At 41.7% G+C, this 12,743-nt stretch carries 12 protein-coding genes; 11 read left to right on the plus strand and 1 reads right to left on the minus strand.

Features of this window, described 5'->3' with window-relative positions:
* Nucleotides 1-19 precede the first annotated feature (19 nt).
* The 6 genes from ACTU7M_RS08875 to ACTU7M_RS08900 all read left to right on the plus strand — a co-directional run bounded on the left by ACTU7M_RS08875 (nucleotide 20) and on the right by ACTU7M_RS08900 (nucleotide 5,653).
* On the plus strand, nucleotides 20-1,345 hold the full coding sequence (locus ACTU7M_RS08875) for a 6-phospho-alpha-glucosidase (RefSeq protein WP_443474034.1): 1,326 nt from the start codon (nucleotides 20-22) through the stop codon (nucleotides 1,343-1,345).
* A 57-nt stretch (nucleotides 1,346-1,402) separates the two neighbouring features.
* A complete protein-coding gene (gene gnd, locus ACTU7M_RS08880) occupies nucleotides 1,403-2,311 on the plus strand; it encodes a phosphogluconate dehydrogenase (NAD(+)-dependent, decarboxylating) (RefSeq protein ID WP_443474035.1) in 909 nt (302 codons plus the stop codon).
* Nucleotides 2,312-3,769 (plus strand): gluconokinase, encoded by a 1,458-nt coding sequence (locus ACTU7M_RS08885; protein ID WP_443474036.1) that lies wholly within the window; start codon nucleotides 2,312-2,314, stop codon nucleotides 3,767-3,769.
* A gap of 64 nt (nucleotides 3,770-3,833) precedes the next feature.
* Nucleotides 3,834-4,865, plus strand: coding sequence for an AbrB family transcriptional regulator (locus ACTU7M_RS08890; RefSeq protein ID WP_443474037.1), 1,032 nt, complete (start codon nucleotides 3,834-3,836; stop codon nucleotides 4,863-4,865).
* Nucleotides 4,866-4,935: 70 nt separating this feature from the next.
* On the plus strand, nucleotides 4,936-5,289 hold the full coding sequence (locus tag ACTU7M_RS08895; protein ID WP_443474038.1) for a Spx/MgsR family RNA polymerase-binding regulatory protein: 354 nt from the start codon (nucleotides 4,936-4,938) through the stop codon (nucleotides 5,287-5,289).
* A 7-nt stretch (nucleotides 5,290-5,296) separates the two neighbouring features.
* The gene (locus tag ACTU7M_RS08900) at nucleotides 5,297-5,653 is read left to right on the plus strand and encodes a glycine cleavage system protein H (RefSeq protein WP_443474039.1); all 357 of its coding nucleotides are present in this window, start codon (nucleotides 5,297-5,299) and stop codon (nucleotides 5,651-5,653) included.
* 262 nt (nucleotides 5,654-5,915) lie between these two features.
* Here the strand turns inward: ACTU7M_RS08900 and ACTU7M_RS08905 are convergent, their stop codons facing one another.
* The gene (locus ACTU7M_RS08905) at nucleotides 5,916-6,662 is read right to left on the minus strand and encodes a helix-turn-helix transcriptional regulator (protein ID WP_443474040.1); all 747 of its coding nucleotides are present in this window, start codon (nucleotides 6,660-6,662) and stop codon (nucleotides 5,916-5,918) included.
* A 157-nt stretch (nucleotides 6,663-6,819) separates the two neighbouring features.
* On the opposite strand from ACTU7M_RS08905, the gene ACTU7M_RS08910 reads away from it, so the two are divergent.
* The 5 genes from ACTU7M_RS08910 to ACTU7M_RS08930 all read left to right on the plus strand — a co-directional run bounded on the left by ACTU7M_RS08910 (nucleotide 6,820) and on the right by ACTU7M_RS08930 (nucleotide 12,456).
* Nucleotides 6,820-8,340 (plus strand): MFS transporter, encoded by a 1,521-nt coding sequence (locus ACTU7M_RS08910; RefSeq protein WP_443474041.1) that lies wholly within the window; start codon nucleotides 6,820-6,822, stop codon nucleotides 8,338-8,340.
* 133 nt (nucleotides 8,341-8,473) lie between these two features.
* Nucleotides 8,474-10,270, plus strand: coding sequence for a beta-glucuronidase (gene uidA / locus ACTU7M_RS08915; protein WP_443474042.1), 1,797 nt, complete (start codon nucleotides 8,474-8,476; stop codon nucleotides 10,268-10,270).
* Between the two features lie 121 nt (nucleotides 10,271-10,391).
* Nucleotides 10,392-11,063: a SatD family protein gene (locus tag ACTU7M_RS08920; RefSeq protein ID WP_443474043.1), complete on the plus strand. Its 672-nt coding sequence runs from the start codon at nucleotides 10,392-10,394 to the stop codon at nucleotides 11,061-11,063.
* Nucleotides 11,053-11,838, plus strand: a complete 786-nt coding sequence (locus ACTU7M_RS08925; protein WP_443474044.1) for a DUF3307 domain-containing protein — start codon at nucleotides 11,053-11,055, stop codon at nucleotides 11,836-11,838. Before ACTU7M_RS08920 ends, ACTU7M_RS08925 begins: the two co-directional genes overlap by 11 nt.
* Before the next feature lie 15 nt (nucleotides 11,839-11,853).
* The gene (locus ACTU7M_RS08930) at nucleotides 11,854-12,456 is read left to right on the plus strand and encodes a Maf family protein (RefSeq protein ID WP_443474045.1); all 603 of its coding nucleotides are present in this window, start codon (nucleotides 11,854-11,856) and stop codon (nucleotides 12,454-12,456) included.
* Nucleotides 12,457-12,743 lie beyond the last annotated feature (287 nt).

The raw sequence follows: 12,743 nt of genomic DNA on the forward strand, positions 1-12,743 counted from the left end.
TGAAGGAGAGAATATACTAATGAAGAAATTTTCAGTTGTGATTGCTGGTGGTGGGAGTACCTTTACCCCAGGGATTGTTATGATGTTATTGGATAATGCCGATAGATTCCCGTTGCGATCTTTGCGCCTCTACGACAATGATGCAGAGAGACAAGGCGTATTGGGCGAGGCTTTAGCAATTTTAATGAAAGAACAAGCGCCTGAAGTTGAATTCATTTATACAACCGACCCGGAAGAAGCGTTTACGGACACGGATTTCTGTATGGCTCATATCCGCGTTGGAAAATATGCAATGCGGGAACAGGATGAGAAAATTCCCTTGAAATATGGTGTCATCGGGCAAGAAACATGTGGACCGGGTGGACTGGCTTATGGCATGCGCAGTATTACCGGCATGATGGAGATCATCGATTATATGGAACAATATTCGCCAGAATGCTGGATGTTGAACTATTCCAATCCTGCCGCAATTGTTGCGGAAGCATGCCGTGTGCTTCGTCCAAATTCCAAAGTACTGAATATTTGCGATATGCCAGTTGGGACATTACGTCGCATGTCACAAATCATCGGCAAACAACCAAGCGATTTGGACGTTCGTTATTTTGGGCTGAACCATTTTGGCTGGTGGACAAGCGTTAAAGATAAAGAAGGTCACGAATATGTCGACCAAATTCGGGAGTACGTATCAGAACATGGGTATTTGACCCAAGTGGAAGTCGATACGCAACACATGGATGAAAGTTGGCAAGCGACTCACAAGAAAGCAAAAGATATCTTGGCAGTGGATGATCGTTATTTGCCGAATACTTACTTGAAATACTATTTATTCCCTGATGAAGAAGTTGCACATTCAGATTGCACATACACCCGTGCAAACGAAGTCATGAATGGTCGGGAAAAAACCGTCTTTGATGCAGCACGTCGTATTGTAGAAACTGGAACCGCTGTTGATAGTGGTTTCCATATTGATAGTCATGCCAGTTTTATAGTTGATTTAGCTCGGGCAATCGCTTACAATACTCATGAGCGGATGGTGATGATTGTTGAAAATAATGGTGCAATCGCAAACTTCCCGGACGATGCCATGGTAGAAGTACCATGTTTAGTCGGAAGTGACGGACCTGAAGCTTTAGCGCAAGGAAAGATACCATCGTTCCATCAAACATTGATGTACCAACAGGTAATGGTGGAAAAAATGGCAGTTGAGGCTTATGTGGAAGGTAGTTACCAAAAACTATGGCAAGCATTGACACTGTCGAAAACGATTCCAAGTGCAAAAGTTGCAAAAGAATTGTTGGACGATTTAATTGAAGCAAACAAAGAATTTTGGCCAGAACTAAAATAATTCAAAATGGGGCGAGCGGAGAGGTCTGCTCGCTCTATTTTAATGACGGAGGTAATTATGAAGATTGGTTTAATTGGTTTAGGAAAAATGGGTTACCCATTGTTGCAAAATATGCGGGAGAATAACATTGAAGTTGTTGCACACGACATAAACCCTGAAATACGCGCATCAGTTGAGGAATGTGGCGGTGAGTTTTGTCAATCGGTTCAAACTATCGTGGATGCATTGGGTCAGGAGCAAAAAGTCATCTGGTTGATGCTGCCGGCTGGAGCCCCTACCGAAAATGTTTTCCAGGAAGTGTTGCCTCTTTTAAGAGAAGGCGATATTCTGATTGAAGGTGGGAATACCCATTTTGAAGATTCTAAACGACGCCATCAAGAAGCAGCTACAAGAGGGGTTTCTTTTTTTGACGTAGGGACATCCGGGGGCGTGAGCGGTGCCAGAAATGGTGCCTGCATGATGATTGGTGGCGATGCGGAACGTTTCAAAGAAATCGAATTTCTGTTTGAAGCTATTAACGTTGAGAATGGCTATTTCTACGCAGGCGAGAGTGGCAGCGGGCATTATCTGAAAATGGTTCATAACGGGATTGAATATGGTATGATGCAAGCAATCGGGGAAGGGTTTAATTTACTTCATCACAGTGAATATCCTTATGACTTAGCGAAAGTCGCGAAAGTGTGGAATCACGGTTCCGTTATTCGCAGTTGGTTAATGGAATTGACCGAATCGCTATTATTGAAAGACGCAAATATGACCGATTTGGAAGGAGCGATTCCTTCGTCGGGCGAAGGGCGTTGGACGGTAGAAGAGGCTCTAAAACACCAAGTTTCTCTACCTGTCATCACACAGGCATTAATGGTGCGTTTTGCATCGACTGATCAAGAAAAATACGGGGAAAAAGTGGTTGCCTCTTTGCGAAATGAGTTTGGAGGACATGCAATTCCTGTTAGAGAGGACGATTAAATGCAATATAAAATAGGCGTCGACATTGGCACGACCAGTACGAAAGCAGTGTTATTTGATGAAAAAAATAATATTAAAGCAATTGCGAATGAAGCTTATCCAACCTTTCGTCCTACTCCTGAAAAATCGGAGCAGGACCCAAAACAAATCTATGAAGCCTTTAGACGAGCAATTAAGCAACTGACAGCGCAAGTGGAGCCGGATGGGGAAGTTTTATTCTTGTCCTTTTCCAGTGCTATGCATGCCTTAATGGCGGTTGATGAAGCGGGACAACCTTTAACGAATATGTGGATTTGGTCCGACAATCGGGCACAAAGACAAATCGAAAAACTAAAGCAACAGGCCGACTGGCAAAAATATTATCATCAAACGGGGACACCGGTACATCCGATGAGTCCCTTTGCGAAGTTGTTGTGGATGCAGGAAGAGACGACACTTTGTGAACATGCTTTTAAGCTGATCGGGATAAAGGAATATCTGTTCTATCATTTGACCGGCAAATATGTGATTGATTATTCAATCGCTTCTGCAACAGGACTATTCAATATTCACGACCTGGAATGGGATAACGAGATTTTAGCGGAGTTACAAATTTCCCCTGAAAAATTATCGCAACCCGTGGATGTGACGACAGCTTTTGCTTTCCAAGATGCCCAGGTTGCCTTGGAACTCGGCCTTTCCGAACGAACGCAACTTATCATAGGTGCGAGTGACGGCTGTTTGGCCAATTTAGGAACGGGTGCAAACGACAAAGGGGAAGTTGCCATAACGATTGGTACCAGTGGCGCATTGCGGATGACAATGGACAAACCATACCTGGATCCAGAAGGACGCACGTTTTGTTATTATTTGTCACCTGGAAAATGGGTGGTCGGAGGAGCTGTCAATAACGGAGGCAATGTGCTCGAATGGCTAAATAACATTCTTTATGAAGAAGACAAGCGTATTTACAGTGAAATGCCACTTGCACTAAAGGAGACGGATATTGGCGCTGAAGGGTTACTATTCATCCCTTACTTGAACGGCGAACGCGCACCACTTTGGGATGGGACTGCGCGTGGAACCTTTCATGGCTTAAGTGCTTTTCATGGTAAAAAGCATCTGATTCGGGCTGCACTTGAAGGTGTTATGTTCAATTTGAAGGAAGTCTTAAACATCTTGGAAGAAATTGGTGGCGAAACGCTGGCGATTAAAGCATCCGGTGGCTTTTTAGCATCGGACGAATGGGCACAACTTGCGGCTGATATTCTCGGTTATCCACTGACTGTTTCTCATTCGCTTGAAAGTTCAAGTCTTGGAGCCATTCTTTTGGTTGAAGAAGATCATGGGGTACTTACTGAAGGGAAACAAATCCTTTCGCGTGCTAAATTTGTTGAAGCCTATGCCATCCACTACAAGAATTATATTCGCCATCGAAATGCACTGCGTCATTTAGAACTACAAAAGGACACTTTCTGACAATTTTCTCGTGTATACTAAAAGGATACAATGATAGACGAGAGTAGGGCAGGAATTGGAAATAATGGATTTAGTTTTGACGATTGGTATGGGTGTGCTGGGAGCTTATTTGGGCCGACGATTTAAAGTGCCAGCCAGTTTTATGTTGGGTCCCATGTTCGCAGTGGCGGTATTCAATATTTTGACAGATGGTGCGACTTATCCGACTTTTATGAAAAACTTTACGCAAATGGTTTCTGGAACATTCATCGGTGCGGGTATCAGCAAGAAAGACGTGAAATTGTTACGGAAAATGATTATCCCTGCAATTCTTAATATTGTAGTGTTAATCATTTTTAGTTTGTTGATGGCGCTCGTACTCGCTAAAGTAGGCGGTTTTTCTTTTGCCACCGCTGCTTTTGCAACAGCCCCAGGCGGCTTGGTTGACATGGTCATTGTCAGTCTGGATATGGGCGCGGACCCAGCCATCGTTTCGGTGATGCAAACCGTACGTTTGTTTAGTATTATCGGGCTGTTTCCAGCTATTTTCTCCCGGATGATTTCCAAGGGAGATTCTTTACAGGACACAATGGTTCCACAAAAAGTAGCTGAACAAAAACGAGGACGGATTTGGCTGACAGCACTTATTGGAATGGTTGGCGGAGTGATAGGATTCTTTTCCGGTGTGCCAGCCGGTCCGCTTATTTTCTCGATGATTGCCGTAGGTGCACAAAATATTTCAACCCAATCTGCAGTCATGCCTGTTCAAATCAAACAAATAGCCCAAATTTCAGCGGGTATTTTGATTGGCTCATCCATTCATTTTGAAGCCATCTTGGCGTTAAAGGATGCGATTGTCCCTGCTATCATCATGATTGTGGGATATCTTACCCTAGTGGTGGTGATGGCCTCCTTCTTTTATAAAACTGGTAAACTCAGTCTGGCCACTGCCTTATTTTCCTGTGCGCCAGGAGGAGCCAGTGATTTGGCGTTGCTAGCGATTGATTATAATGCCAATGCTGCAGTTATTTCTTTGATGCAAACATTCCGAATGGTGATGGTGATTACCTTTTATCCGACCGCCATATTGTTGGTAAATAATTTATTGCAATTATAGGGAAAAACTTAATGCCTCTTGAAGCCAATCTATGCTATATTTTAGTAAGGACAACATAGGAGGCAATTAAATGATTCAATTTTACGGACACTCGACTTGCACAACGTGTAAGATGGCAGAAAAATGGTTGGAAGAAAGTGGCATTGCATACGAATGGAAAAACATTAAGGAAACGACTCCCGATCGTGAAGTACTTCGTGACATTCTGGAAACGGAAAAACTGACAACAAAGCGTTTATTTAATACGAGTGGAAATCTTTATAAAGAGCTTGGTCTCAAAGATAAAATCGAGACCATGTCCCTTGAGGGAAAATTAGATTTGTTGGAAAGTGACGGGATGTTAATCCGTCGTCCGTTCCTATTTGATGGAAATACCGTATCAGTAGGTTATAATGAAGATATGTTCAACGAAATATGGAAGTAGGGATAATATGACTGCAGTAAAATTTAGTGAAGAAGGATTCTGGATTGAAAAGAAAGAAGATACGTTTGTTATCGGACTTTCGGATAAAGGCCAAGACGATTTGGGGGAAGTCAGTTTTGTAGACTTACCATCAACAGGTGCCATCAAAAAAGAGGATGTCCTAATCGGTGTGGAAGCAGCAAAAGCTGTCACGGAATTAACGGTTCCTTTTTCGGGAACAATCAGTGAGGTTAACTCCGACCTAGAAGACGATCCAAGTACTTTAAACAGTAATAATCGTGAAGAAACATGGATTGTTAAAATGACCGATGTTTCCGACACAGATTTCGAAGCTTTATTAAATGAATCAGGTTTCGAAGGTTAAATAAAAAAATAGCTGATATCCCAAAAGAGGGGATGTCAGCTATTTTTTGCCATTTGGCGACGGTTAAGAAATGAGTAAATAGCTAACAGGCGTGAAATCACTAATTGGCGACGGTTAAAAGTTCTACGGGTAGCTAACCGTCGTGATTTCCTAAAAAAGCGACGATTAGGGAATGAACGAGCAGCTAACAGGCGCGAAATCTCTAATTGACGACGATTAACAATTGTCTGGATCTCTAATCGTCGTTTTTTAAAACGAATCATCAATCTTCCTCAGCCATCTGTTTCATATACTCAGTGGGGAAGCAACCTGTGTAATTCTTAAATACTTTACTGAAATAGGAGCTGCTATTGAAACCACAGTTCAAGGCAACATTGGTGACGACAGTCTTCCCAGTTCGAAACAACATTTTCGCATATTCAATGCGTTGGTAATTTACATATTCTGTTAAATTTCTACCGGTTTCTTGTTTAAATTTCCGCGATAAGTAGGCAGGGTGAAAATGCAAGGCTTCGGCAACATGATTAACACTCACATCATCGGTAAAATGAGCATCCACATATAGTATGACATCTCGTATTGCCGCGGTATAATTCTTCATCGAAAAATCACGTACCATGTCACAAAAGGCCTTTGCCATATCATGCGCCAACACTTCGTCTAAATATTTTGCTGAAGTGGCATTTTCTATTAATGTCGCAAATTTCTCTGACATCAAGTGTAAATAAACGGGTGGAACCCCGCCGTATTTAGCGGCCACACGCATCAGCGTTTTTCGAGTAATCAGCCCATTTTTACGGTCTCGTAAATAATCATCTTGCATACGGATTACACGCGTATCGAAATTATTAGGGGCACCGACTAACTTGAATAAATCAACATATTCTTCGTAACTCCCATGCATAATGGCGGTTATCATTCGCTCTTCCATTTCATACCGGTAATTTATTTCTTTAGCATCTATTAACTCCATGCGGTTCTGGAATTCAGCATCCATTTTCAGCGACACACGAACCACCTCCGTCTTAATCATATCATATTAACGCATTTTAAAGAGGTTGAAAAATTACATGGTCCTCTCGGATATGTACAAGAATTAAGCGATGTAAGCGCATATAATTACCTCAAGGAATCAAAGTGAAAAGGTTTACTTAGGAGGAAAAGATATGGAGAGAAACAAAAAAGAAACAAAGCCGTCACAATACCGGACAGCTAAGTTTTATGAAATTATTCTATTTTCAACAAACAATACGGCTACGAATTTTTATAACTTCATGATGGGATTTGTGACTTATTATGCGGTTGGTGTAGCGGGATTAGCTGTCTTCTTAATTTCAACATTATTAACAGCTATGCGTATTTTTGATGGGGTGGTCGATCCTTTTATTGGATACGTGATTGACAAAACCGATGGTAAATTTGGTAAATTTCGTCCTTACATTTGGATTGGGAATTTGACCATGATTGGAACCATCGTTCTTCTGTTTCAAACGACGCACCTTGTGCCCGAAAACTTCCGATTGTATTATTTTTTGGCAGTTTATGCGGTCTACATATTAGGCTATTCCCTACAAACAACTGTTACCAAAGCTGGGCAAAACGTTATTACTAACGATCCGAAACAACGTCCGTTGTTCAGTATGTTTGATGGGATTTTTACGACCCTCTTTTATTCAACGGCAGGCATTTATGTTTCTAACTACTTGAGTTCAAAATACAACGGAGAGTTTGGTCTCGACTTCTTTACGGAATTTTCCACGACATTTATGGTGGGTTCCTTGATATTGACTGTTTTAGCAACAATCGGAATTTGGAAAAAAGACCGTACTGAATTCTTTGGTTTGGGAGCCGAAAACCAAACGGATAATATTAAATTTAAAGACTACGCGAAAATTGTCAAAGAAAATCGTGCCCTGCAAATGTTGACGCTCGCAGCTTCAACAGACAAATTAGGAAGTAAAATAAAATCCAACTCCATTTCTGGAGTTCTCTTCTTTGGTATTATCATAGGGGATTATGGGTTGATGGGTGCACTTTCGGCCATCTCTATTCTACCAGGTATTTTCTTCAACGTTTTTGGGAGCATGATTGCACGTAAATTGGGCCAAAAGAGAACCTATGTACTTGCGCAAAGTTCTGCATTTTTAGTTAATGGATTGATGATGTTGGTCGTTTTAATGGGGGACCCTACAAAAATTTCCTTATCCAATCCTAACTTGATGACTGTTCTGTTTGTTGGTTTGTTTATCCTGGCTACAGTTCAAAACACAGGGGATGCCATGCAAATCTCGATGATTTCGGACGTTACCGATTATGAGACAGCACGTTCAGGTGCTTATGTACCTGGTTTAATTGGGACAATCTTCTCCTTCGTCGATAATTTCTTCTCGTCATTCTCAAATAGTATTGTAGGTTTCGTTATTGCCATGGTTGGTTATACAAATACGCTTCCAGAAGTAGGTGATGCTTCTACACCACTCCTAATTTTGTTAGGCATTGGACTTTATCTAGGCGGACCGATGTTAGGATGGTTGTGTTCCATGATTGCGATGAGATTCTATCCACTGGATGGTAAGAAGATGGAAGAAGTTCAGGCAATTATTTTAGAAAGAAAAGAGAAGGGCTTGATTACAGAAGATATTCACGAAGTGACCGATGAATTCGCAGTTATCAAAGCAGAAATATAAGATTCGGGTAAACACACAACCCTTCCTTGAGGGTTGTGTTGTTTTTTTACAAATATAAGTTAGTTTTGTTCTTGCGGAAAATGTTTTTATTTTCTAAAGTAAAGAAGGAATACTCACGAACGGGGGAAAATAGATGCTTTATCCAATTATGACAGAATCACGTACCGTTTTAGATTTAAACGGGATATGGAAGTTTTTGCTAGCTAACGATGAGATATTGGTGGACACAACGCGTCCTTTGGAAACGGACGGGGTTATGGCTGTACCGGGATCTTTCAACGATCAAGGCGCCATTGACAAAATTCGATTTCATGTAGGGGACGTTTGGTATGAACGTGAATTTTCGCTACCCAAAACAGTGATGAACGAGCGCTTGGTATTGCGTTTTGGATCTGTGACGCATTTTGCGACCGTTTATGTAAACGGAAAACAAATTTTCGAACACAAAGGAGGTTTTACACCGTTTGAAGTAGCTATTAATGATTACGTCAAAGCTGGTAAAAACCGTTTAACTCTGAAAGTGAATAACGTCTTGGACTACACAACCTTACCAGTCGGGATGTATAAAGAATATTATGATGAAGACTTGCAACGTAATGTTAAAAAGAATGAACCGAACTTCGACTTCTTTAACTATGCAGGTATCCATCGTCCGGTTAAAATTTATACCACACCAGCTTCTTACATTGAAGACTTAATCTTTACTTTCGATGTTGAAGGGGCTAACGCAACCATCCATCCAGATGTAAAAACAGTCGGATCTTTTGACGAGGTTAAAATTACTGCGTTGGATGAAGAAGGTAATGTAGTGGCGACTTCAGCAGTGACTGATTCATTCACCATTGAAAACTTCCAAGCTTGGGAACCGATGGCCGCTTATTTGTACACCATGCGTGTAGAAGGAATCGAAAATGGAGAAGTCGTCGACGTATACGAAGAAGAACTGGGTATACGTACAGTTGAAGTGAAGGACGGCAAATTCTTGATCAACAACAAACCGTTTTATTTCAAAGGATTCGGGAAACATGAAGATACTCACATTAACGGCCGTGGTTTGAATGAAGCCGCCAACGTACTGGATTTGAACTTGTTCAGATGGATTGGGGCTAACTCATTCCGTACGTCTCATTATCCCTACTCTGAAGAAATGATGCGTTTAGCGAACCAACAAGGGATTGTTGTCATTGATGAAGTGCCGGCAGTTGGTCTGTTTGTTGGATTTAATCCTTTCTTAGTAGACAAGGGTGATTTAGGCCGGACCTTCGACGTCATGAATACCCGCGATGCCCATGAACAAGCATTACGCGAACTCGTGGACCGGGACAAAAACTTGGCATGCGTGGTGATGTGGTCGGTGGCAAACGAACCCGCTTCACACGAAGAAGGTTCGGCAGAATACTTTGAACCCTTGACGAATTTTGTGCGTGATTATGATCCTCAACATAGACCAGCAACAATTGTATTTATCCAACACTCATCACCGACGGACAACAAAGTTTCTGATTTTCTGGATGTCATTTGTTTGAACCGCTACTATGGTTGGTATGGATTGATAAATGATTTGGACGGAGCAGAAGTTGCACTGCGCAAAGAACTGCAGGCCTGGAAAGAACGTCATCCCGATAAACCGATTATCTTTACTGAGTATGGTGCCGATACGGTGGCAGGTTATCATTCCATTTCCTCTGCACCTTTTACCGAAGAATACCAAGTACGATACTACGAAGCGAACCACAAAGTATTCGATGAATTTGATTTGGTTATTGGGGAACAAGTCTGGAACTTTGCGGATTTCGAAACAGCGCCAGCCACAAAACGTGTGAACGGGAATAAGAAAGGAATCTTCACCCGTGAACGTCAACCGAAAATGATTGCGCATCACTTGAAACAAAGATGGACCAAGATACCGGATTTTGGATTTAAGGAATAAGTTCCTTTTTTATCTACTCAATTAATTCGTTATCGATAAAACCTACTAAAAAAGGTAGATTAATTATTCTACTTTATTTAGTAGGTTTTTTGTTTTATACTGTTATAAAGGGGTGATTTTAATGTATGTTGCAGTAATAGGCGATATTGTTAATTCCAAACGCATCAGCGCAGCCAAGAGACAAAGCGTGCAAGAAATGTTAAAACGGTCATTAAGTTACATCAATAAGAAGTATAAAAATCAAATCGCATCCAATTTTACAATTACATTAGGAGACGAATTCCAGGCACTCTTAACAACTCCAAACCAATTATTTGAAATGATAGATACAATTACCTTAACCATGAAAACAATGGACGTCGAAATCCGATTCGGCATTGGCTTAGGAGACATAACGACCCGGATCAATTCGGAACTAAGCATCGGTGCTGATGGCCCTGCGTATTGGTATGCCCGCTCGGCAATCGAGCGCATTCACAAAGAGGATGATTATAACATGAACCGTATCGGTTTTGCTTATGGGAACCATCCGGATGTTGCGCTCGTTAATGATACAATTGCTCTAGGAGAATACATGAAATATAAATGGACCCAGAGCCAACTGGACTTACTAGCTGGTGTCATCGAAATGGGAACATATACAGAAAACTTCCGTCAGGTGGACTTGGCCGACACCATGCAACTCCAACCCAAAGCCCTGCACAAGCGCGTATCCATCAGTGGTATTAAAATGTACTTGCGTAGTAGAATAGAAATTGAGAAAAAGATTGCGAGGTTACAAGATGGTAAATGAAAGTATCCCGATCCTCCTGTTTTTGATTGCTCATTTCCTGGGTGATTTCCAGCTTCAATCTGAACAACTTGCCGAAATGAAGAAAACTTCCTCCAAGAGCCTTTTCAAGCATATCTCAATCCATGCAGGACTAATTGCCATTATCGTCTTCATTGTCCCAAAATACTGGAAAGCTGGTTTAATTATTATCTTGGCGCATCTTTTGATAGATATGGGCAAAAAACTTCTACCGCTTGCGAACGAAAAGTTTGTATTTATTATTGATCAGGTCATGCATATTGCTGTTATTTTAACGACAAATTCGATTTTTAATTTGGATTTGATAGCGACACTAGCATGGTTGCGTGTTCCAACTTTACAATGGGTACTTTTAATCATTGTTATAACCAAACCAATCAACACCACTTTCAAAATACTATTTAGCAGCTATCAACCGGAAACCACGAAACAATCTGAGCTCAAAATCGAGGAAGGCTTCAGCGCAGAAATCGAAGAGTCCGCAATAGGGAAATGGTTGGTTAAAGGGCAGATGCACCATTCCGAAACTCCGACAACCATCCGCGGTGCCGGTGCCAATATCGGAACCTTGGAGCGCGTCTTGGCCGCTTTATTATTGAGTGTGAATCAATACGCCGCGCTTGGCATTATTTTCACCGCCAAGTCCATCACACGCTATGACAAAATTTCCAAAGATCCCGTCTTCGCCGAGTACTACCTCATTGGCACGCTATTCAGCATTCTCGCCGTTATCCTATGTTATCAACTGATTTTTTAAAAAAGGGGTATTTATATGAAACGTAATCTCATCTTGGCCAGCCAGTCACCGAGGCGTAAAGAGCTTCTATCACTTATCACCACTGACTTCACGGTTGAAGTAGCCGATATAGACGAAAAAACGATTGAAAATCAAATATTAGATCACCATCCAGAAAAAACGTTTTTGGAAAAAGCGACGATTCTGGTGGAACAATTAGCAAAAGAAAAGGCAAAAAAGATTTATAACACGCATCCTGACAGTATCGTTATTGGCGCTGATACCGTTGTGGTGCATGATGACCAGATTTTGGGTAAACCCATTGATACTACTGAAGCTTATGAAATGCTTCGTTCCTATTTTGGCAAGAGCCATTGGGTCATTACGGGTGTTCATGTCCAAGGTCAAACTCAGAGCCATACTTTCTCCACCGTGAGCAAAGTAGAATTTTGGGATTGGTCCAAACCGATGGAAGAGCAAGTGAATCGCTACATTCAATCGGGTAGCCCGATGGATAAAGCCGGGGCATACGGCATCCAGGAAATGGCAAGCTTATGGGTAAAAGCCATCCACGGGGATTATCCCACTATCATCGGTTTGCCGATTAGTTATTTGAATCAAGTGTTAGCTGAATATTAGTATAGTGCGACGATTAGCAGTTTTTTATGGTGCTAATCGTCGCTTTTTGCCTCAAAAGCGACGTTCCCCCAAAAAAATATTTCTAAAAGTCGTATTTAGACCATTTCGCGACGATTAAGGTCAATAGGATTTTATAACCGTCGTATTCCTATCCCAGGACAACGTGAACTACTCGGGCATGAATGCCCGAGCTTCTGGGAACAACGCTGCCTTACCCGATGGGTTTCCAACGGGCAGCGGGTACGTCTCTTGACCAGAGCCAGTCCCTGGCTCGTGCCGTTTACCGT

The organism is Jeotgalibaca sp. A122 (genome assembly GCF_052266715.1).
GTDB lineage: Bacteria > Bacillota > Bacilli > Lactobacillales > Aerococcaceae > Jeotgalibaca.

Bases quoted from the DNA above. Each gene is read 5' to 3' on its own strand.
- ACTU7M_RS08875 (WP_443474034.1), top strand. From the start codon at position 20: ATGAAGAAATTTTCAGTTGTGATTGCTGGTGGTGGGAGTACCTTTACC.
- gnd (WP_443474035.1), top strand. From the start codon at position 1,403: ATGAAGATTGGTTTAATTGGTTTAGGAAAAATGGGTTACCCATTGTTG.
- ACTU7M_RS08885 (WP_443474036.1), top strand. From the start codon at position 2,312: ATGCAATATAAAATAGGCGTCGACATTGGCACGACCAGTACGAAAGCA.
- ACTU7M_RS08890 (WP_443474037.1), top strand. From the start codon at position 3,834: ATGGATTTAGTTTTGACGATTGGTATGGGTGTGCTGGGAGCTTATTTG.
- ACTU7M_RS08895 (WP_443474038.1), top strand. From the start codon at position 4,936: ATGATTCAATTTTACGGACACTCGACTTGCACAACGTGTAAGATGGCA.
- ACTU7M_RS08900 (WP_443474039.1), top strand. From the start codon at position 5,297: ATGACTGCAGTAAAATTTAGTGAAGAAGGATTCTGGATTGAAAAGAAA.
- ACTU7M_RS08910 (WP_443474041.1), top strand. From the start codon at position 6,820: ATGGAGAGAAACAAAAAAGAAACAAAGCCGTCACAATACCGGACAGCT.
- uidA (WP_443474042.1), top strand. From the start codon at position 8,474: ATGCTTTATCCAATTATGACAGAATCACGTACCGTTTTAGATTTAAAC.
- ACTU7M_RS08920 (WP_443474043.1), top strand. From the start codon at position 10,392: ATGTATGTTGCAGTAATAGGCGATATTGTTAATTCCAAACGCATCAGC.
- ACTU7M_RS08925 (WP_443474044.1), top strand. From the start codon at position 11,053: ATGGTAAATGAAAGTATCCCGATCCTCCTGTTTTTGATTGCTCATTTC.
- ACTU7M_RS08930 (WP_443474045.1), top strand. From the start codon at position 11,854: ATGAAACGTAATCTCATCTTGGCCAGCCAGTCACCGAGGCGTAAAGAG.